The organism is Pedobacter sp. N36a (assembly GCF_014472395.1).
Taxonomy (GTDB): Bacteria; Bacteroidota; Bacteroidia; order Sphingobacteriales; family Sphingobacteriaceae; genus Pedobacter.
The window spans coordinates 83,115-103,156 of sequence record NZ_JACSZW010000011.1 but is presented as its reverse complement, the minus strand read 5'-3'; the positions used below and the strand labels follow the sequence as shown (position 1 = coordinate 103,156).

Annotated in this window: 19 protein-coding genes; 11 read left to right on the top strand and 8 right to left on the bottom strand. The window is 40.3% G+C overall.

The features are described 5' to 3' along the window. The first annotated feature begins 63 nt into the window (after positions 1 to 63). From clpP to H9X96_RS19335, 3 genes are all read left to right on the top strand, one after another. A complete protein-coding gene (gene clpP, locus H9X96_RS19345; RefSeq protein WP_062547320.1) occupies positions 64 to 774 on the top strand; it encodes an ATP-dependent Clp endopeptidase proteolytic subunit ClpP in 711 nt (236 codons plus the stop codon). After that, positions 758 to 1,999: an ATP-dependent Clp protease ATP-binding subunit ClpX gene (gene clpX / locus H9X96_RS19340; protein WP_187667852.1), complete on the top strand. Its 1,242-nt coding sequence runs from the start codon at positions 758 to 760 to the stop codon at positions 1,997 to 1,999. Before clpP ends, clpX begins: the two co-directional genes overlap by 17 nt. Positions 2,000 to 2,122: 123 nt before the next feature. Beyond that, a complete protein-coding gene (locus tag H9X96_RS19335) occupies positions 2,123 to 2,986 on the top strand; it encodes an AMP nucleosidase (RefSeq protein ID WP_187667851.1) in 864 nt (287 codons plus the stop codon). Here the strand turns inward: H9X96_RS19335 and H9X96_RS19330 are convergent. The 5 genes from H9X96_RS19330 to sppA all read right to left on the bottom strand — a co-directional run bounded on the left by H9X96_RS19330 (position 2,983) and on the right by sppA (position 8,789). Further along, on the bottom strand, positions 2,983 to 3,486 hold the full coding sequence (locus H9X96_RS19330; RefSeq protein ID WP_187667850.1) for a histidine phosphatase family protein: 504 nt from the start codon (positions 3,484 to 3,486) through the stop codon (positions 2,983 to 2,985). The two genes, H9X96_RS19335 and H9X96_RS19330, sit on opposite strands and share 4 nt — an antisense overlap. Beyond that, positions 3,446 to 4,510 (bottom strand): glycosyltransferase family 9 protein, encoded by a 1,065-nt coding sequence (locus H9X96_RS19325; protein WP_187667849.1) that lies wholly within the window; start codon positions 4,508 to 4,510, stop codon positions 3,446 to 3,448. The genes H9X96_RS19330 and H9X96_RS19325 overlap by 41 nt, the downstream gene beginning before the upstream one ends. A gap of 3 nt (positions 4,511 to 4,513) precedes the next feature. Next, complete coding sequence (locus H9X96_RS19320) at positions 4,514 to 5,116, bottom strand: DUF4254 domain-containing protein (protein ID WP_187667848.1); 603 nt, start codon at positions 5,114 to 5,116, stop codon at positions 4,514 to 4,516. Between the two features lie 19 nt (positions 5,117 to 5,135). Then, positions 5,136 to 6,812, bottom strand: coding sequence for a DNA polymerase/3'-5' exonuclease PolX (locus H9X96_RS19315; protein WP_187667847.1), 1,677 nt, complete (start codon positions 6,810 to 6,812; stop codon positions 5,136 to 5,138). A 201-nt stretch (positions 6,813 to 7,013) separates the two neighbouring features. Continuing rightward, complete coding sequence (gene sppA / locus H9X96_RS19310; protein WP_187667846.1) at positions 7,014 to 8,789, bottom strand: signal peptide peptidase SppA; 1,776 nt, start codon at positions 8,787 to 8,789, stop codon at positions 7,014 to 7,016. A 57-nt stretch (positions 8,790 to 8,846) separates the two neighbouring features. On the opposite strand from sppA, the gene folK reads away from it, so the two are divergent. Beyond that, complete coding sequence (gene folK, locus H9X96_RS19305) at positions 8,847 to 9,341, top strand: 2-amino-4-hydroxy-6-hydroxymethyldihydropteridine diphosphokinase (protein ID WP_187667845.1); 495 nt, start codon at positions 8,847 to 8,849, stop codon at positions 9,339 to 9,341. Between the two features lie 17 nt (positions 9,342 to 9,358). Further along, positions 9,359 to 9,736, top strand: a complete 378-nt coding sequence (locus H9X96_RS19300; protein ID WP_187667844.1) for an Hpt domain-containing protein — start codon at positions 9,359 to 9,361, stop codon at positions 9,734 to 9,736. Here H9X96_RS19300 and pssA read toward each other — a convergent pair. Both pssA and rho read right to left on the bottom strand, forming a co-directional pair. Further along, positions 9,720 to 10,436, bottom strand: a complete 717-nt coding sequence (pssA, locus tag H9X96_RS19295) for a CDP-diacylglycerol--serine O-phosphatidyltransferase (RefSeq protein ID WP_187667843.1) — start codon at positions 10,434 to 10,436, stop codon at positions 9,720 to 9,722. The two genes, H9X96_RS19300 and pssA, sit on opposite strands and share 17 nt — an antisense overlap. A 6-nt stretch (positions 10,437 to 10,442) precedes the next feature. Further along, positions 10,443 to 12,116: a transcription termination factor Rho gene (rho, locus tag H9X96_RS19290; protein ID WP_187667842.1), complete on the bottom strand. Its 1,674-nt coding sequence runs from the start codon at positions 12,114 to 12,116 to the stop codon at positions 10,443 to 10,445. 272 nt (positions 12,117 to 12,388) lie between these two features. On the opposite strand from rho, the gene pyrF reads away from it, so the two are divergent. The 4 genes from pyrF to H9X96_RS19270 are packed head-to-tail and all read left to right on the top strand — an operon-like array spanning position 12,389 to position 15,661. Continuing rightward, positions 12,389 to 13,219 (top strand): orotidine-5'-phosphate decarboxylase, encoded by an 831-nt coding sequence (gene pyrF, locus H9X96_RS19285; protein WP_187667841.1) that lies wholly within the window; start codon positions 12,389 to 12,391, stop codon positions 13,217 to 13,219. Further along, on the top strand, positions 13,216 to 14,106 hold the full coding sequence (locus H9X96_RS19280; protein WP_187667840.1) for a DMT family transporter: 891 nt from the start codon (positions 13,216 to 13,218) through the stop codon (positions 14,104 to 14,106). Before pyrF ends, H9X96_RS19280 begins: the two co-directional genes overlap by 4 nt. 51 nt (positions 14,107 to 14,157) lie before the next feature. Further along, complete coding sequence (locus H9X96_RS19275; RefSeq protein ID WP_187667839.1) at positions 14,158 to 15,438, top strand: DUF2851 family protein; 1,281 nt, start codon at positions 14,158 to 14,160, stop codon at positions 15,436 to 15,438. A gap of 1 nt (position 15,439) precedes the next feature. Then, a complete protein-coding gene (locus tag H9X96_RS19270) occupies positions 15,440 to 15,661 on the top strand; it encodes a PspC domain-containing protein (protein WP_062547334.1) in 222 nt (73 codons plus the stop codon). A gap of 30 nt (positions 15,662 to 15,691) precedes the next feature. On the opposite strand, the gene H9X96_RS19265 is transcribed toward H9X96_RS19270, so the two are convergent. Continuing rightward, positions 15,692 to 16,342: an ankyrin repeat domain-containing protein gene (locus H9X96_RS19265; protein WP_187667838.1), complete on the bottom strand. Its 651-nt coding sequence runs from the start codon at positions 16,340 to 16,342 to the stop codon at positions 15,692 to 15,694. 319 nt (positions 16,343 to 16,661) lie between these two features. Here H9X96_RS19265 and H9X96_RS19260 point away from each other — a divergent pair, with 319 nt between their 5' ends. Then, positions 16,662 to 19,361, top strand: coding sequence for a DNA translocase FtsK (locus tag H9X96_RS19260; RefSeq protein ID WP_187667837.1), 2,700 nt, complete (start codon positions 16,662 to 16,664; stop codon positions 19,359 to 19,361). Positions 19,362 to 19,377: 16 nt separating this feature from the next. Further along, entirely contained in the window at positions 19,378 to 20,028 is a 651-nt protein-coding gene (locus tag H9X96_RS19255) for an outer membrane lipoprotein carrier protein LolA (RefSeq protein WP_187667836.1), read from the top strand. Positions 20,029 to 20,042 lie beyond the last annotated feature (14 nt).

Sequence of the window (20,042 nt, the reverse complement as noted above, 5' to 3'; positions counted from 1 at the left end):
CATTTAGTTTTGCTAATTTGGTGAAATTAGAAGGGTAGAATTAAATATAAAATAGACATACTGATGAAAATAGACAAAGACGAATTTAGAAAATACGCTGTTAAACACCATCGTATTAATGGTTTAAACGTGGATCGTTTTATTGGTGCTACCAATAACTCTCCAAAAAGTATGACTCCTTATATTATTGAAGAGCGTCAGCTTAACGTGGCACAAATGGATGTGTTTTCACGTTTAATGATGGACCGTATCATATTTTTAGGTGATGCGATCTATGATGGTAACGCAAACATTATACAAGCACAATTACTGTTTTTACAGTCTACCGATAACAATAGAGACATTCAGATTTATATCAATTCACCAGGTGGTTCTGTATATGCAGGATTAGGTATCTATGATACGATGCAATACATCACACCAGATGTGGCGACGATCTGTACTGGTATGGCTGCCTCTATGGGCGCTGTATTACTTGTTGCAGGTGCTAAAGGAAAACGTGCTGCATTGCCACACTCACGTGTGATGATCCACCAGCCCTCAGGCGGTGCTCAAGGTGTTGCTTCAGATATGGAGATCAACCTGAGAGAAATGTTGAAACTGAAAAAAGAATTATATGATATCATTTCTAACCACTCCGGACAAGATTACGAATGGGTAGAAAAAGCTTCAGACCGTGATTACTGGATGAAAGCTGATGAAGCCAAAGGCTTTGGAATGATTGATGAAGTGCTGGGAGCGAATAACAAAGAAAAAAATGGCGAAACAAAATAAAGAATCCCGTTGCTCTTTTTGCGGATCAGGTAAGCAGGATACTTTAATGCTTATTGAAGGTCTTGATGCCTACATTTGCGATAAATGTGTAACTCAAGCCAATCAGTTACTGGCTCAGGAACTGGGAAGCAAAAAAGGGAAACCAATGGATACCTCGATTACCTTATTGAAACCAATGGAAATCAAAGCGCATATTGACCAATACGTAATCGGTCAGGATGATGCCAAGAAAGTACTTTCTGTAGCGGTATATAACCACTATAAGAGATTGGGTCAATCGGTAGACCAGGCAGATGAGGTGGAGATTGAGAAATCAAACATCATGCTGGTTGGGGAAACCGGAACTGGAAAGACCTTATTGGCAAAAACTATTGCGAAGATCTTACACGTTCCTTTCTGTATTTGTGATGCGACGGTATTAACCGAAGCCGGATACGTTGGCGAGGATGTGGAAAGTATCCTAACGCGTTTATTGCAGGCTGCGGATTACGATGTGGCCTCAGCAGAACGTGGTATCGTTTACATTGACGAGGTGGATAAGGTGGCGCGTAAGAGCGATAACCCTTCTATTACCAGAGATGTATCGGGAGAAGGCGTACAACAGGCTTTATTGAAGATCTTAGAGGGGACTATAGTGAATGTTCCACCTCAGGGCGGACGTAAACACCCGGATCAGAAAATGATTCCTGTGAATACGAACAATATTTTATTCATCTGTGGTGGAGCTTTCGATGGTATCGAACGCAAAATCGCGAATAGGTTGCGTACACAGGCAGTAGGTTATAAAGTGAAAAAGGACGAAGAAGAATTAGACCTTAAAAACCTTTATAAATACATCACACCTCAGGATTTAAAATCTTTTGGTCTGATTCCTGAACTAATTGGTCGTGTACCCGTATTAACCCACCTGAATCCTTTAGATAAGGCAGCATTGCGTAACATCCTGACTGAACCGAAGAACTCTTTGTTCCGTCAGTACGTGAAATTGTTTGAATTTGAAGGTGTGAAATTGACTTTCGAAGATGATGTTTTAGACTTCATCGTAGATAAAGCAATGGAATACAAATTGGGTGCAAGGGGCTTGCGATCCATCTGTGAAGCAATTATGCTGGATGCCATGTTTGACATCCCTTCCGATCCTAGCATTAAGGAGTTGAGCATTACGCTCGAATACGCGCTGGAGAAATTTGAGAAGGCTGATTTTAAAAAGCTGAAAGCTGCCTAAATAATTTAATCCCCGTTTTACGGGGATTTTTTTTAACTTGTTATTTTAGGATTTGAAATAAACCGTGACAAGTTCCTTGCGGCAATAAAATATGAATACAACTATACTAGAAAAAGGAGATATATGAACGAAGAATTAGAAGTAAACAAAGACGGACAACAGGGTAAAAAAGTAAAGAAAGTCAAAGAGGTAGAAACTCCCGTAAAATCTGGTTTGAAATCTAAAGGTGATATCGTTAAAAACTGGCTTCCGAGATATACAGGTAGGGCATTAGAAGATTTTGGACAATACGTCTTATTGACCAATTTCAGCAAATACGTACAGATGTTTTCTGAATGGCATGGTGATGCACCTATTATGGGCCTAGATAAACCGATGCAGAGTGTAACTGCTGATGGGATCACCATTATCAATTTTGGAATGGGAAGTCCGATGGCAGCGACCATGATGGATTTACTAACTGCAATCGAGCCTAAAGCAGTGTTGTTTTTAGGAAAATGCGGTGGTTTGAAAAAGAAAAACCAATTGGGTGATTTGATCTTACCAATTGCGGCGATCAGAGGAGAGGGTACTTCTAATGATTACCTGCCTGCTGAAGTGCCAGCGTTACCGGCCTTCGCCTTGCAGAAAGCGATCTCTACCACCATTCGTGACCATTCCAGAGATTACTGGACCGGAACATGTTATACCACTAACCGCAGGGTTTGGGAGCATGATAAAGCGTTTAAAAAGTATTTAAAAACATTACGTGCGATGGCTGTGGATATGGAAACTGCTACGATTTTCACCACAGGATTTGCCAATAAAATTCCTACCGGAGCATTACTGCTGGTTTCTGATCAGCCAATGATTCCTGAAGGAGTGAAAACAGCAGAAAGCGATAGCTCAGTAACCAGCAATTATGTGGATACGCATTTAAGAATTGGAATTGACTCCTTAAAGCAGTTGATTAATAATGGCTTAACAGTGAAGCACTTGCATTTTTAGTCTTCCTCAGCACTTTTAGGAAAGTCAAAAGCTAATAAATTACCGGTATGGTGGCTTATCTGTGCCCATTTTTCAAATGGAAACTCAATAAGCACTGTACCACAGGTAGGGATATTATAGAGGTTCGCATTACTCAGGTAATTAGCGAATTCTGTAAGTCCCGGATTGTGACCGAATAAGGCTGCTGTATCATATTTGTCGCTCAGCTTATTCAGCACATTCAGCAATGCCATCACATTGGCTTCATAAATTGATGTTTCTTCCTGAATCTGCGTCAAGGGTCTGTTCCAAACCTCGGCAAAATACTTTGCGGTAGTCAGTGCGCGAACAGCCGGACTACTCACCAATAACTGAGGAACCTGGTCTTTTTTTAATATTCTGTCCGCCATTTCAGGCGCATTTCTGAGCCCTCGGGCATTTAATGGTCTATCAAAATCGGAAATATGGCTATTTCCCCAATCAGATTTTCCGTGTCTTATCAATAGAAGTTGCTTGCCCATGAATTAGTTTATTTAAAACACTATTTATAACAGTTGATTCAGTTAAATTGTTCATGCAGGCAAAATCACCTCTGTAGCATGGAATATTCCCATAAACAGCACATGGGCGACAATACAAATCGATTTGTACTGCGTCATTTATCGATTGTCCGTAGCCTAAAAATCCGGCATAAGGATGTGTAGCACCCCAAACAGAGACTACAGGGATATTTTTTAGAGAAGCCAGGTGCATTCCCGAGGAATCCATACTGAGCATCACATCCAGGTTGGATATCAAATTTAATTCTTCATCCAGCTTAACTTTCCGCACCAGAGAAGTAATATTTTCATGTTGAGCAGCCCAGCTATTGGCGGTTGCTTCTTCTTCTGGGGATCCGCCAAAAATAAACAGGTGGTGGCCCAAATTTGCGAGTTCACGAACCACATTTTCCATTTTGTGCAAGGGGTAAACCTTTTGTAAATGCTGGGCAAACGGGCTTACGCCAATCCACTTCTGTGTTTTCTCTGGGAAAAGCAGGTTTTTTAATGGTGCTGGATGACGTTCTTTCAAAGTGTTGGAAAGCGTAAAAGGGAAGCCTAATTTTTGGAATACCTTTGCATAACGTGCAACCGTCAATTCAAGAGGAATGAAAATTTTATCGGCTTTGCGGGTTAATGCGGCTTTCTCTTTTCTTCCTTTGTCGACAGATACAGATTTGATTCCTTTTAACAGGAAAAGGAAACATAATATTTTGCTCCTCAGGTTGCTGTGTAAATCAGCAATTGCGGTAATGTCCTGTCTGTTCAATTCCCGGAAAAGTTTTATCAGTCCGAAAAAGCCTTTGTGTGTTCCTTTAGGATCAAAAGGATGAAAACTCAGCTGCGCTATGTCGTTAAAAAAAGGTGTAAAGAAAGGCCTGCTGACCATCAGCAGCTGATGTGAAGGATAATGTTCGCTGAATTCTTTTAGAATGGGGGCAGTCATAGCGACATCCCCCATTGCTGAGAAACGGATTACTAAGATTTTAGCAGTTTCTTTAGGCATTAATTACTTATTGTTATAAAGCACAGGGTTCATGCTTGGATCATTGTACATTTTCATCTGCTTATAAACTTTCATGTATTTTGCACCGCTTTCAATATCAGCGATCAATTCATCTAAACTAGCAGAAAGATCTGTTCTTTGGTTTAACAGAATGTTAAGTTTTGTAGTACAGCTGATCTTATGTTCTTCAGAAGCATCTTCACGAAGGGTTTCTTCGTTCATGTGGTAGATCTTTAAAGCCAGTATGGATAGCCTGTCGATTACCCATGCCGGACTTTCAGAATTGATCTTTGCATTTGCTGCCGGCGTGATGTTTTTGTATTCTTCCAGGAAATAGCTGTCGATATATTCAACAACATCTGTACGTTCCTGATTAGAAGCATCAATGCGGCGTTTCCATTGCAGCGCGATGACCGGATCAATTTCCGGATTACGAATCACATCTTCCATGTGCCATTGTGCAGTATCGATCCAGCATTTCATGTAGAGTAAATGTGCTAGCGTACCAATCGGATAAGGATTTACAATGGGTTGATCTATATTATTGTGAACGTGATAATCATTGATCACATCCTGAAATATTTTATTACAAAGCTGGCTAATCATGGCTCAAAGGTAAGGATAACTATTTTTTATTGTGGAAGTATTCTGAGATATCTTGGAGGGTCATGGCGTTTAAACACTGTTTGGCTTCCAGTCCGCCTTTTCTTCCAATCAGTACGCCATAGTGCATGTCGTAGAAGCCTTCCATTCTATGCGCATCAGGGTTAACGGATAATAAAACGCCTTTTTCTAAGGCGTAACGGTGCCAGCGCCAGTCGAGGTCTAAACGTAAAGGATTGGCATTGATTTCGATGACTACTTTATGGGCTGCACAGGCGTCAATTACTTTTGCATAGTCAATGGGATAGCCTTTTCTGCTCAATAGCAACCTGCCGGTAGGATGTCCAAGGATTGTCGTATAAGGGTTCTCTATGGCTTTAATTAGTCGGGTGGTAGCTTTCTCTTCATCCATTCTTAAATTGCTGTGTACGGAGGCTACAACAAAGTCGAATGTTTTCAAAATATCATCACTATAGTCTAAAGACCCATCGTTTAAGATGTCACTTTCAATTCCTTTAAAGATTTTGAAAGGGGCAAGTTTTGCGTTTAAGGCGTCGATTTCCTGGTGTTGTGCGTATAAGCGCTGCTCATTTAGTCCATTGGCATAAAATGCTGATTTGGAGTGGTCGCAGATTCCGAAGTATTCCATTTTCAGGTTATCCTTACAGAAAGTAGCCATTTGCTCCAGTGTATGCACACCATCGCTCCATGTGGAGTGGTTGTGTAAACTTCCTTTCAGGTCTTGGTAGCTGATCAGCGTTGGCAGTTTGTTTTCTTTTGCCAGCTGTACTTCGTTTAATCCTTCGCGGATTTCAGGGGCTATAAATGCGAGTCCAGCGGCTGTATAGATGGCTTCTTCTGTTTCAAAAGGGCCGTTTCCTGCCAAAGAAAGGACTTCATGAACATGCTGTTCATTGCCGGTCAGCTTAAACCAATTCAGGTAAAATGCTTCTTTTGGACAGATGTGTATTTGTATCTTTAATCCGGATAGCGTGGTGGTATGGAAAGTTCCATCCGCTTGTTCCTCAAAAGCAAGGCTGTCGAATGCGATGATTTTCTCCTGAACTTCTTCAGGTTTAGTGGCACCGATTAAGAAAGGAACGTTTTCAATGATCTCCATGCAGCGTCTGTATTCGCCTGCAATACCCAATAATGGCGCTCCAGAAATCTGGTTTAACCACACTGCAAGGTCTGTATATAGCTTATTTACGGTGCTTTCTGCATGGGCGTACAGGAATTTCCCTAGTCCGGCCATCCTAAACTCAATGATTTTTTTGATCTCTTCCTGGGTTTTTAATCCGAAACCTTTAGCTTCAATCAGGCGGTTTTCATTACAGGCGTAATAAAGTTCTCCGATGTTTTCAATGCCGAGGTCTTTCCAGATCACAAGAATCTTTTTAGGTCCGATACCTTTAATGCCCAGCATTTCGACAATACCTTCTGGTGTTCTTTCCAGAATTTCCTGTAAATCGCTCATTGTACCTGTTTCCAGGAGCTCCCAGACTTTGGCAGAAATACTCTTTCCAAGTCCGTCAATCTGTGCGATTTCTTCCAGGCTTTTACCTTGAATGGCAAAAGGAAGTTTATCTACTTTTAAACCAGCATTGGCTACTGATTTGATCTTAAAAGGGTTCTCATTGTGTAATTCCATCAATTGAGAAAGCAGTCGCAAATTGCGTGCAATGGTCTTATTTTCCATGGGGATGCTAAATTAAATAAAAAGCCCCGATTTTCCGATTAAACTGGAAATGCCTGGTCTTTCTTGCTTTTTAATGATGGGGAATAGGTATTGTCGCCCTAGAATCGGGAGGAGTGGGGGGAAATGCATAAAAAAAGGTCTAATCTTTTAATCCCTGAATAGCGGATTAAAGATTAGACCTGCTGAATTTTTTGAATTGCTTTAGTTTACATTCACTTCAAACGGCATTCTTGCCTGTACTCCTGATTTTGAAACCGCAGTTTTAATTTGCTCATAGATCAGGTAATTGGCGCCTAGTTCCTGTTTGGCATAATAGCTCTTTATTTTATCAGTTGAAGTTTCCAGTAAAGCTTTGATCGGGTCAATCATTTCTGGATATTCTACGATTCTGTAGTCGGTGATTTTAGCTTTTTTAGCCGCCGCTTTGATGGCATCTTCGAAACTGCCTGTTCTATCGGCCAGACCAATTTTAACGGCATCAGTTCCAACCCAGACACGGCCGCCTGCGATGCTGTCGATATAAGTTTTACTTTTCTTCCGACCATCTGCTACACGGGTAATGAAACTATCATAGACATGGTTTACACTATTTTGAATGATCAGTCTTTCTCCGGCAGTCATTGGACGGTTGGTACTCATGATGTCTGCATATTGCCCGGTTTTTACGCCATCAAATGTAACGCCAAGATGGGTGTTAAATAATTTCTGAAAGTTAGGAATCATACCGAATACACCGATTGAGCCGGTAATGGTATTAGGTTGTACAAAGATAGAATCGGCAGCACAGGCAATGTAATATCCGCCGGATGCGGCTACATTACCAAAAGAAGCGATCACTGGTTTCACTTTTTTAGTCAGCACTACTTCTCTCCAGATTACGTCCGAAGCAAGGGCGCTGCCGCCTGGTGAATTTACTCTTAAAACAATGGCTTTAATGCTGGTGTCAGTTCTGGCTTTTCTGATGGCTCTGGAAATTCTTTCCGAACCGATCTGATCATTGCCCCCTTCACCGCCCATAATATCGCCATTGGCATAGATGACCGCAATTTTGGTTCTATTGGTATTTCCTTTGCTGCCCATGATGACATTTTTCGCGTAGTCATTGATAGAAATGGTGGTAATATTTTTGCTTTTACTAGTACCGCTCAATGATTTTAACTCGTCAAGAATTTCGTCTTTATACCTTAGTCCATCCACCATTTTGAGCTTTTCTGCATCTTTAGGCTGCTGGATTTTATACTCATTGGCAATCTGGAAAAGACTGTCTTTAGAGATGTTTCTACTTTTTGCGATGTCATTCAGGAAGGTCGTATACAGTCCGCTTACGTACGCAGTGACCTGCTCCCGGTTTTTATCACTCATTTTAGTATCAATAAAAGGCTCTACAGCACTTTTATAACTACCTACGCGTACGATTTGCATTTCCACACCTAGTTTATCCAGTGCGCCTTTAAAGAAGGGCATTTGTGAGCTTAATCCTTTAAATTCCAATGCCCCTTCCGGATTGATGTATATTTTATCCGCCACTGAAGCTAAGTAATAAGCACCTTGCGTATAGACTTCGCTGTAGGCGATAATTTTCTTTTTACTGGTTTTAAAGTCGATCAGGGCTTCTCTGATTTCCCTCATGTTGGCATAGCCCGCATTTGGAGAAGAGACGCTCAGGTAGATACATTTAATATTGTCATCATATTTTGCTGATTTCAGGGCTTTGATGATGTCGGTAAAGCCGATGCTTTTTTTCCCTTCATTGCCTACGATAGGTAATTCAGATAGGGGATCGCTATAAGTACGTTCAGTAACAGCCTGGTCCAGGTTGAGGTAAAGTACAGAGTTATTGTCGACTACTACTGTTTTATCATCACCAATAGAAGAAACGACACCTACGATAATTGCGATGAACAAGAATAAAAACACCACTACCGATAAAATAACTCCTACGACAGTTGCAAAAACATACTTAAAAAATTCTTTCATTTGACGGTTAAATATTTAATTTGTAAATATAGTTAAAAAAATGCCTTAGACTTTTATATGGAGTTGGATAGTAAAAATGTTTATTTGTTACTGGGAAGTAATTTAGGGGATCGGGAAGCACTGTTAACAGCGGCCGTTGTAGAAATCGGACATCAGGTAGGTGCAGTATTTGCGCAATCGTCATTTTATGAGACTGCTGCCTGGGGAAAAACGGACCAGCCTGCCTTTTTAAACCTGGCTGTAGGACTGAAAACTGAGCGGAGTCCATTGGAAGTTTTGAAAGCCGTATTGGGAATTGAAGCGGAACTGGGCCGGGTAAGGAAGGAAAAATGGGGAGCAAGGCTGATTGATATTGATGTCATGTTCTATGGAGAAGAAGTGGTAGATTTGGGTGAAGAGCTTCAAATCCCTCATCCTCAGCTACAATATAGAAAATTCGTATTGGTTCCTTTAGCAGAGATTGCCGGTGAGATAATTCATCCCCTTATCGGAAAACGTGTATCAGAAATATTAGCTATATTAGAGGATAATTTAACTGTAACAAAAATTTAATTTATTAGATTTGTTTGATGATCGACCAGAATAAGAACAACGAACCACTTGACCTGACTTATCTGAAGGATATGTCTGGGGATAGCGCCGAATTTATTATAGAGATGCTAGACCTTTTCAAAGCACAAACGCCTACTTATGTTGCAGATCTAGGAAAGGCTTTGGCAGATGAAGATTGGCCAAGGGCATCAAGCTGTGCGCATAAAATCAAACCTACATTTGCCTATGTTGGACGTGAGGATGCGAAAGACCACATGCAGATGATGGAAAGGAATGCCAGAGAACTCACTAATATTGAAGGATTGCCAGGGGCATTTCAAGAGCTTAATGCATTTGTTGCAGTCTTGTATAGACAATTGGATGAAGCTAAAGCCGATCTTAAGAAACGGCTTTAACTTTTGTCGTTCTATTCTCTATAATGGATAGAACGATATACAATACCATAATAAGTGGGATCGCCACAAATTTGAAGATCACTAATAGCAATATAGCAGCGACAATCAGGATATATCTGAAGCTATTTTCAGCAAAGCCGAAGCTTTTAAATTTTAAAGCGATTAGTGTAATTTCACTGACCAGTAAATAGCATGCCAGGGGAATAAAAGCCAGGTATACCGCTATGGCAGTTGTAGAACTGTCTAAATAAAAAGAATCACTTTCATAGATAAAAGGTACGGATGCAATCACTGCGGAGATGGCCGGAGTGGGTACGCCTATAAATTTATCAGTCTGCCTGGTATCGAGGTTGAATTTTGCCAATCGGTAAGCAGAAAATACAGCTATAAAGAATGCCAGGTAGGAAAGGATAGAGTAGTTCCCATATACAAAAATAGCTTTTGGTGCGATATGGAATAGGATTACGGATGGCAATACGCCAAAGCTCACCATATCTGCCAAGGAATCCAGCTCCTTGCCCATAGGTCCGCTTACGTTTAAAACGCGTGCGGCAAAACCATCAAAAAAATCGATGAAAAGGGAGATTAGAATGCAAAGCGCAGCCATTCTTAAATCGCTGTTAAATGCGAAAACAATACCAATACATCCGCTAAAAAGGTTAGCGGAGGTAATGGCATTGGGTATTTGTTTTATGATCATTTCTAATTAACTATTCATAGAAATCAAGAATTCTTCGTTGGTTTTTGTATTTCTGATTTGTTGCTGTACAAATTCCATGGCTTCCTGAGCATTCATATCTGCCAGGTGATTACGCAAGATCCATACACGTTGTAAAGTGTCTCTATCGTGTAGTAAATCGTCTCTACGTGTGCTTGATGCCGTGATGTCAATAGCAGGGAAGATACGTTTGTTAGATAATTTACGATCCAACTGTAATTCCATGTTACCAGTTCCTTTAAATTCTTCAAAGATCACCTCGTCCATTTTCGAACCGGTATCTGTTAAAGCAGTCGCAAGAATGGTGAGTGAACCACCTCTTTCGATGTTACGTGCCGCACCGAAGAAACGTTTAGGTTTGTGCAATGCATTGGCATCCACACCACCTGATAATATTTTTCCTGAAGCAGGAGCGGTGGTATTATAAGCTCTGGCTAATCTGGTGATAGAGTCTAATAAGATCACCACATCATGACCGCATTCTACCAGACGTTTTGCTTTTTCCAAAACAATATTGGCAATTTTAACGTGTCTTTCTGCAGGCTCATCGAAGGTAGAGGCGATTACCTCAGCTCTTACACTTCTTGCCATATCTGTTACCTCTTCCGGACGCTCATCGATCAATAAAATGATCAGGTATACTTCTGGATGGTTTTTAGCAATCGCATTTGCAACTTCTTTCAGTAAATTGGTTTTACCAGTTTTAGGCTGTGCTACGATTAGGCCACGCTGTCCTTTACCGATTGGGGTAAATAAATCGATGATTCTGGTCGAGTAGTTGTTGCTTTCGGTGAACAGATTTAATCTTTCTGTAGGGAATAATGGCGTCAGGTAGTCAAAAGGAACACGGTCCCTTACATCAGCAGGTAAACGTCCGTTGATGGTTTCTACTCTCACTAATGGGAAATATTTCTCACCTTCTTTTGGAGGGCGGATACTTCCTTTTACAGTATCACCAGTTTTCAAACCAAATAATTTGATCTGAGATTGTGATACGTATATATCATCCGGAGAAGACAGGTAGTTATAATCCGCAGACCTTAAGAAACCGTAACCATCAGGCATGATCTCTAATACCCCTTCGTTGGTAATGGTATTGTCGAAATCCAGGTTTGAATAGCTGTTCTCGCTTTGTTTCTGATTCGTGTTGTGGTTAGGTGTTTTCTGTGGTCTGTTGTCTTCTCTTACCGGACGTTGCTTTTTGATTTCCGGTTGAGCATTTACTACCGTTTCGGTTCTTACTTCTGCTGCAGTTTCTGTTGCTGGTACAGTCGTTTGCTCCTGGGCAGATTCTGGAGCGTTAGTAATTTTCTCTTCCGCTACAGCTGGTGATTTCGACTTTGCCTGGGATGGCTCATTGTCGAATAATGCCGCTCTGTTAAAGTTGCTGTTCTTGCTTTCCTCTTCCTCTTTAGGTGTAATTCTGATCCTTTTTCTAGTAGATTTCTCAGCAGAGCTTTCTTTTACAGCTTTCACTTTTGGCGCTTTTGCAGGTGCTTCACTTTCAACAGGTGCAGCAGTTGGTTCTTGCTCTGCCATTTGAGAGATGATTTCAACCAGTTCAGCTTTACGCAACTCATCGGCATTTAGGATACCTTGAGTTTTAGCTATCTCCCGCAATTCGGCGGTGAGCTTTTCATTTAATTCTGTTTTGTTAAACATTATATGGGTGTAGAGAATATTTTAAATAAAATTGTTTATCCAATTGAACAGGGCAAAAAATGCATTTATAAAAGATGGTATGGAACAAAATTTTATGAGATTTTCTGGAATGGTCAGATAAACTTTAGGGAATTATGCCACAATTGTATGTATTTGTAAATTAATCTCCAAGAAAAACTTTCAAATGTTTATAAAAATTACATTGAAAAGTTTAAAAACAAGACTTAAATCCCTACGAAATTTGGCATCTTTGTACACAAAATTACGCATAGATGAATAAAAAACAGCTATTTGAGCAGATCCAGATTAAAAAATCTTTTTTGTGTGTTGGTCTCGATCCAGTATTAGAAAATATCCCTCCGCACCTTCTAAAATATGAAAATCCTGTTTTAGAATTCAATAAACAGATTATTGATGCTACGAAAGATTTGTGTGTGGCTTATAAGCCGAACACTGCTTTCTATGAATGTATGGGATTGAAAGGTTGGGAAACTCTGATCAAGACCTGGCAATATATGCCGGAAGATATTTTCAGTATTGCAGATGCAAAACGAGGCGATATTGGCAATACTTCTGCAATGTATGCGGATGCTTTTTTTAATGAGGCAAAGTCGGACATGAGTTTTGACTCAGTTACCGTAGCCCCATATATGGGTAAAGATTCAGTTAGTCCGTTCTTAAATTACAAAGATAAATGGGTGATTTTATTGGCACTGACTTCTAATGCTGGCCATAGCGATTTTCAGTTACACCAGACCCCAGAAGGAAAATTATATGAAGAAGTGATTCGCATTTCTTCTGAATGGGCGGATAGTGAACAATTGATGTATGTAGTTGGTGCAACCAGAGGTTCAGAATTTAAAAATATCAGAAGATTGGCACCGGATCACTTCTTATTGGTTCCAGGTGTTGGCGCACAAGGCGGAAGTTTAGCTGATGTGTGTGAATTTGGCTTAAATAAAGACTGTGGTTTATTGGTGAATTCTGCCAGAGGAATTATTTATGCAAGTAAAGGGGAAGATTTTGCAGAACGTGCAAGAGAAGAAGCATTGAAATTACAGCAGGAAATGGAAGCAATTCTATTGGCTGCTCAATTGATATGACCCAAAAGACCGATTTAAAGCTGATCGGGGCTTTATTGGTAGTCGCCATAGTATGGGGGACTACCTATCTTAGTATTCGTGTAGCGGTAGAAACGATTCCTGCCTGGTTTGTGGCAGCAATGCGACAAACCATTGCTTCTTTGATACTGATGACTATTTTAATCTGCAGAAAAGAATTGGCCTGGATGGGCTGGCCCTACTTGCGTCGTCAGATGCTACTTTCTACGTTAATGGTGGTGATGGCGAATGGAATGGTGACGGTGGCAGAGGAAACCATTCCTAGTGGTTTAACTTCTTTGTTGAATTCCTTAAATCCGCTGGTTGTTTTTCTGGCCTGTGTGGCCGTTGGTTTACAAAAACCAAGCTGGAAAGGGTTTATAGGTGTGATGATCGCTTTTCTTGGTGTGGTGTTTATTTTTAGAGATGGCCTAAGTGAATTGCTGGATCCAAATTATAAAACGGGGATCATGTTCCTTTGTTTTGCCATTAGTGGCTGGACAATCGGAACGATTTACACGAAGAAAAACAGCCACAAATCAGATCATATTTTACTGGATCTTTTTTATCAGTTCGCATTTTCGGCAGCGGCTCAATTTGCCCTGGCTTTCCTGTTTTCAGGAACTACCTCACTGAGCAATTGGAGTTTGCATAGCTTAATGGCAGTGACCTATCTGGCAGTATTTGGTTCTGTACTGACATTTTTCTGCTACCACTATGCCTTAAAAAGGGTTTCGCCTACAGAGGTTTCCATCCTTACTTATTTTAATACGGTGATTGCCTTATTTCTGGGCTGGCTGATTTTAGATGAGGTGATCACAAAAGATATTATCACCGCAACGGTATTGATTATTGCCGGTGTGTTTATTACGAATTATAGGAGGAAATAAACAATTGATCTTTTGGTGATAATTTAACTCTTTTTAGTTAAGTTAGACTGTATGAGATTCTCTGAAAGTTTTCTTCATTTTATCTGGCAATTCCGACTGTTCCGGGCTTTAAATCTGTTTTGTACAACAGGGGAATCGCTGTGTATATTGGGCGTTGGAATGGTCAATAAACATGCAGGGCCGGATTTCAATCAATCGAAACTAGTTATTGGCGACCGTACCTGGATTGGTGATGTAGAAATCCACTTGAAGTCTTCCGATTGGTTTTTGCATGGTCATCATCATGATCCAGCTTATGACGCGGTGATTTTACATGTGGTTTATGAACATGACCAAGTGATTTACAGGAAGGATGGCAGTTTGATTCCGGTGCTGATCTTGAAAGACCTGTTTCCGGAAAGTATTTTACTGCATTATGAAGGACTGGTCAATTCCATCCATTCCTTTCCCTGCGAAAAACAAATTCGTAGCATAGACCCGATCCTCATCAATGGCTTTTTATCCAGAATGATGATTGAACGCCTGGCACAGAAATCCGATCTGGTGTTTGATCACCTGGCTAAGGTAAAGGGAGATTGGGAAAGTACTTTCTATCATTTCCTCGCTAAGAGCTTTGGTTTTAAGGTGAATGAGGTTCCTTTTGAAATGTTAGCGGTTTCATTACCTTTATCGGTGATTCGGAAACATCTGGATCATCCTTTGCAGGTGGAAGCTCTGGTATTTGGACAAGCTGGTTTTTTATTGGGAACCTTTAAGGATTCTTATCCTAGTAAACTAAAGAAGGAGTATGGGTTTCTGCAAAAGAAGTATGGGTTAATTCCTATTGGAGTAGGGGCCTGGCGATTTTTGAGAATGCGGCCACAGAATTTCCCAACTTTGAGGCTGGCGCAATTTTGCGCTTTACTGTTGAAATCAGATCGTTTATTTTCCAGAGTACTCGAACTGGAAAAATTGTCTGAATTAACGCAATTGCTGCAAGTGCTTCCCGTCAATCCTTATTGGAAAACCCATTATCACTTTCAGAAGGAAACAAAAAAGGTAGAGATTCAACTTGGACAGCGCTCCGTTTTACACCTGATCATGAATGTGGTGTGTCTTTTTGCTGCGGCTTATGGTAAATATTCAGATCAGCCGGATTTGATGAATCGCAGCTTACAGTTGCTGGAGCAGATGCCTGCCGAAAGCAATGTCATCATCAGTCATTATCAGCAAGCAGGTGTAGTGATAGAGAGTGCTTTTTTCTCGCAAGCAATCCTTCAACTAAATAAATATTACTGTGCTCAAAAAAAATGCTTAAATTGTGGTATCGGAATCAAGATATTAAACCAATAAGATGTTCCAACGAATCATTACATTTTTTGAAAAGCAGAGTTTTGGGGTATGTACTTACCTTGCGGAGCGATTTAATATATCGATCAGTAAAATTAGGCTGTTTTTTATTTATTCTTCCTTTCTGGCAGTTGGTTTTCCAATTATATTTTACATTCTTGCCGCATTGGTGCTTGATGTGAGACATTATGTGAAAAAAATAAGACTGCGTATCTGGGATGTTTGATTTTTTTGCGGTGTCCCGGCTAGGAAAGCTTTAAACTTTTAATATAGAAGCGATCTCCGGAAATCCTTTTTCTTTAGCGAGGTCGGTTGGCAGTTTGCCGCCTTCCATTCTGATGTCTAAAGCTGCTCCATGTTCCAATAATAGGATAATGATTTCTATATTTCCAATCTGTGCAGCGGCATGTAATGCGGTGAGTCCGGCTTGTTGTTTTGCATTTACATCGGCACCTGCCTCTAAAAGCATTTTGGTGATGGCAAAGCTTTTTGCCGCAACTGCGGAATGAATTGGGAAAACACTGAATCCATTACTGGCAGGAATGTTTGGATCTGCTCCTTTGAAAAGTAATAATCTGGTGATTTCTTCATGACCGAAGTAAGCGGCTAATCCTAAAGCTGTGAAGCCATCTTTTGAAGTAGTATTGAGCAATTCTGGCTGATCTGCAAGTAAATGATCTGTTTCCTGAAACTTACCTAATGCACAGGCTTCAAAAAGCGTGATGTTTTTCGCAAATCTGGCGATGATCCCTGCGGCGACAGGTTTTTTGTAGTAACAAGCGAGTAGTAGTGGTGATATTCCATGGCTGGTTTCCTGGCTGGTTAGTTCCGGATGTTTGGTCAGCAATACAGAAATCTCTTGTTTATTGTCTGTTTCTATTAGTGTTTCGAGCTGAGAGATGTCCATTGTTAGATTTAGATCTTAAAATACGGGAATAAATTAACAAATTTTAAATGACATCATCATAAAAAAAATCCCAGCAAATAAAAATACCTGCTGGGATTAACCTTAAAACAAAACTTATCTCTAATTAAAACTTAAACGCTACTGGTATGACTATGATTACGTTAGAAGGTTTAACCGGTATGGAAATGCTTGCTGAGTTGATCTATTTAAGCAGTTAAGAATTTTTGTTTAATAAGTATACGTTTAAATGTATTTATAATAACTTAGTACATACAAGGATATGTTTTATATTTGTTGTGTATAATATTAGTCACGAAAAATGTCGGTAAGGGGAAATCAATTCAGGTCCAATTCGTTTAAAAACGAATCTGGCGATAAACAGAGCTCGAAGTCATCAACGTCCAGACCATCAACAGAAAGATTTAACATCATGCCGCGTCTGGATTTTCAGAATGGCAGGTTGTTTAAGATCATCGGGTTAGTGTTTGTCGTATTGTCTTTATATTTTCTAATTGCCTTTACTTCTTACCTTTTTACCTGGCAGGAAGATCACAGTTATGTGATTGATGCCAATGGTGGATGGGGTAATCTTTTTAAAACCTATGAAGAACTGCAACAGGTAAATATCAATCCGGTGGTGTCTAACTGGCTGGGTAAAATCGGCGCTTTACTGGCCCACCAGTTTATTTATGAATGGTTTGGTTTAGCTTCCTTCTTATTCATCTTCGTATTCTTTGTGATCGGCTACCGCCTGCTTTTTAAGGTGAAAATATGCTCTATTGAAAAAACATTGGCTTACAGCCTTTTCTTTTTATTGTTCATCTCTTTAACCTTTGGTTTTGCGCATTCCTTTATCAGTGATGCACCGCATTTTCTAGAAGGTGAGTTTGGATACTGGACCAATAAATTACTGACTGCACAAATAGGAAAGGCCGGTGTAGCGGGATTAATAGGTTTTTTAGGCTTATCTATCCTGATTATTGCTTATAATATTGACTTTAAATTGCCGGAGCGTAAGAAAAAGGAAAGGATGTTACCTGATCTTTCAGAAGAAGAATTGGGAACTGATCATGAAATGCGCTCAGAGCCGGTAGAGTTTACTTTAAATGATAGATTGGCAAGAGATCAAAAAAGAGAACAGCAGACGATCAGGCCTTCTACAAGGTTTGAAGAAGCTGAAGAGCAGGAATTGAAACGAGACCCTATTCCAGAATATCGCGCTGCAAATGTTTCGGCAGCTTCAGCTTTAGCTAATATACAGCTGGAAACTACTCCGGTAACTCCAATACCACCTGTACCTGTAGTACCACCGGTAGCGCCGGTATTGCCGCCAGCTCCACTGATGTCGGTAGAGACAATGCCTATGGAAATTACACCTGCTCGGGAACCGGAACCGGAATTAGAGGTCACACCAGAATTAGTGCCAGAGGAAGAACCAGAATTGGAATTGGTGATTGAAAAGTCGGAGGATGAGAAAACTTCCGATGAGCTGGTAAAACAGTTTGGTAATTATGACCCTACTCTGGATTTGGCGAGTTACAAATATCCTGGACTTGATTTATTAGAGAATTATGGTTCCAATAAGATTCCTGTGAATACGGACGAATTGGAAGCAAATAAGAATAAGATTGTCAATACCCTGCTTCATTACAATATTGAGATAGATAAAATTAAAGCAACGATTGGTCCAACAGTTACTTTATATGAGATTATACCGGCGCCAGGAGTTAGGATTTCCAAGATTAAAAATCTGGAAGATGACATCGCTTTAAGTTTAGCAGCTTTGGGAATCAGGATTATCGCTCCGATGCCAGGAAAAGGCACAATTGGTATTGAGGTACCTAATTTACACCCTGAAATGGTGTCAATGAAAAGTATTCTGGCTACAGAGAAATTTCAGACCACTACGATGGAGCTGCCAATTGCCATGGGTAAAACCATTTCTAATGAGGTTTATATTGGTGATTTGGCCAAGATGCCCCATTTATTGGTTGCAGGTGCTACAGGGCAGGGTAAATCGGTGGGGATTAACTCTATTCTGGTTTCACTGCTTTATAAGAAACACCCTTCACAGTTGAAATTTGTACTGGTTGATCCCAAGAAAGTAGAGTTAACCTTGTTTAATAAAATTGAGCGTCATTTCCTGGCGAAACTTCCAGGGGAAGCAGATGCGATCATTACGGACACCAAAAAGGTGATCAATACGCTGAATTCCTTATGTATTGAGATGGATCAGCGTTATGATTTATTGAAAGATGCACAGGTAAGAAACCTGAAAGAGTACAATGAGAAGTTTATCAAAAGAAAACTAAATCCGAATAATTCGCACCGTTTCCTTCCATACATTGTGTTGATTGTGGATGAGTTTGCGGATTTAATGATGACTGCTGGTAAAGAGGTGGAAGCGCCGATTGCCCGTTTGGCACAGCTGGCACGTGCGATAGGTATTCACCTGGTGCTGGCTACGCAGCGTCCTTCTGTAAACATCATTACCGGTACAATTAAAGCGAATTTCCCTGCTCGACTGGCCTTTAGGGTATTGTCGAAAATTGACTCCAGAACGATTCTTGACAGTGGTGGTGCCGATCAGTTGATCGGTAGAGGAGATATGTTATTGTCTACAGGAAATGACCTGATCCGCTTGCAGTGTGCTTTTGTGGATACACCAGAGGTAGATCGTATTTCGGAGTTTATTGGCAATCAAAGAGGTTATCCGGAGGCTTATCAGCTGCCTGAATATGTAGATGAAGCCGCAGAATCGGCAAAATTAGACTTTGATCCTAAGGATCGTGACTCGATGTTTGAAGAGGCTGCACGCTTAATTGTGATGCATCAGCAAGGTTCTACTTCTTTGATTCAAAGGAAGTTGAAGTTAGGTTATAATAGGGCAGGCAGGATCATTGATCAGCTGGAAGCCACAGGTGTGGTAGGACCTTTTGAAGGTAGTAAAGCGAGAGAAGTATTGATCCCGGACGATTATGCTTTGGAACAGTTCTTGACTGACCTGAAGAATAACTAATCCGAAATAGAAATAGATGAAAAAGATAATATGGTCGTTACTGGTATTGACAGGTTTTGGATTTTCCAGTTACGCACAGCAGGATGCGAAGGCGAAAGCAATATTAGCTGAGGTAAGTAAGAAATACCGTTCTTTTGATGTGGTAAAGGCAGACTTTACCTTTTCTTTAGACAATCCACAGGCTAAACTGAAAGAGAATCAGCAAGGTACTATCATCGTGAAAGCGAAAACAAATAAGTATCGAGTGACGATGACGAATCAGGAATTGATCAGCGATGGTAAAACTCAATGGACTTATTTAAAACAAGATAAAGAAGTACAGGTGACAGATGCAGACCATAGTGGTGATGCGCTAAATCCTGCTCAGCTATTCACGATTTACGAAAAAGGCTTTAAATACGGTTATACCGGCGAAAGTAAGGTCGGAGGCAAAGTTTATCAGATGATCGATCTTTCCCCTATAGATGTTAGTAAATCTTACTTTAAGATACGCCTGGGAATTGATAAGGTCGCAAAACAGATTGGTACCGTAGTTATTTTTGATAAAGGCGGAAACAAATACAGCTATACTGTCAGCAAAATGGTGACCAGCATAAAGGTTCCGGAAAGTACTTTTTCGTTTGATCCTAAGAAGTATCCCGGTGTAGAAGTTGTAGACTTAAGGTAATTTGTTATTTTTGA

What these genes read in the sequence shown, in the direction of transcription:
- H9X96_RS19315 (WP_187667847.1), bottom strand. Translation starts at nt 6,812, where the DNA reads ATGGAAAATAAGACCATTGCACGCAATTTGCGACTGCTTTCTCAATTG.
- sppA (WP_187667846.1), bottom strand. Translation starts at nt 8,789, where the DNA reads ATGAAAGAATTTTTTAAGTATGTTTTTGCAACTGTCGTAGGAGTTATT.
- H9X96_RS19320 (WP_187667848.1), bottom strand. Translation starts at nt 5,116, where the DNA reads ATGATTAGCCAGCTTTGTAATAAAATATTTCAGGATGTGATCAATGAT.
- H9X96_RS19330 (WP_187667850.1), bottom strand. Translation starts at nt 3,486, where the DNA reads ATGGGCAAGCAACTTCTATTGATAAGACACGGAAAATCTGATTGGGGA.
- clpP (WP_062547320.1), top strand. Translation starts at nt 64, where the DNA reads ATGAAAATAGACAAAGACGAATTTAGAAAATACGCTGTTAAACACCAT.
- H9X96_RS19255 (WP_187667836.1), top strand. Translation starts at nt 19,378, where the DNA reads ATGAAAAAGATAATATGGTCGTTACTGGTATTGACAGGTTTTGGATTT.
- H9X96_RS19300 (WP_187667844.1), top strand. Translation starts at nt 9,359, where the DNA reads ATGATCGACCAGAATAAGAACAACGAACCACTTGACCTGACTTATCTG.
- H9X96_RS19335 (WP_187667851.1), top strand. Translation starts at nt 2,123, where the DNA reads ATGAACGAAGAATTAGAAGTAAACAAAGACGGACAACAGGGTAAAAAA.
- clpX (WP_187667852.1), top strand. Translation starts at nt 758, where the DNA reads ATGGCGAAACAAAATAAAGAATCCCGTTGCTCTTTTTGCGGATCAGGT.
- H9X96_RS19280 (WP_187667840.1), top strand. Translation starts at nt 13,216, where the DNA reads ATGACCCAAAAGACCGATTTAAAGCTGATCGGGGCTTTATTGGTAGTC.
- H9X96_RS19275 (WP_187667839.1), top strand. Translation starts at nt 14,158, where the DNA reads ATGAGATTCTCTGAAAGTTTTCTTCATTTTATCTGGCAATTCCGACTG.
- pssA (WP_187667843.1), bottom strand. Translation starts at nt 10,436, where the DNA reads ATGATCATAAAACAAATACCCAATGCCATTACCTCCGCTAACCTTTTT.
- pyrF (WP_187667841.1), top strand. Translation starts at nt 12,389, where the DNA reads ATGAATAAAAAACAGCTATTTGAGCAGATCCAGATTAAAAAATCTTTT.
- H9X96_RS19270 (WP_062547334.1), top strand. Translation starts at nt 15,440, where the DNA reads ATGTTCCAACGAATCATTACATTTTTTGAAAAGCAGAGTTTTGGGGTA.
- folK (WP_187667845.1), top strand. Translation starts at nt 8,847, where the DNA reads ATGGAGTTGGATAGTAAAAATGTTTATTTGTTACTGGGAAGTAATTTA.
- H9X96_RS19260 (WP_187667837.1), top strand. Translation starts at nt 16,662, where the DNA reads ATGTCGGTAAGGGGAAATCAATTCAGGTCCAATTCGTTTAAAAACGAA.
- rho (WP_187667842.1), bottom strand. Translation starts at nt 12,116, where the DNA reads ATGTTTAACAAAACAGAATTAAATGAAAAGCTCACCGCCGAATTGCGG.
- H9X96_RS19265 (WP_187667838.1), bottom strand. Translation starts at nt 16,342, where the DNA reads ATGGACATCTCTCAGCTCGAAACACTAATAGAAACAGACAATAAACAA.
- H9X96_RS19325 (WP_187667849.1), bottom strand. Translation starts at nt 4,510, where the DNA reads ATGCCTAAAGAAACTGCTAAAATCTTAGTAATCCGTTTCTCAGCAATG.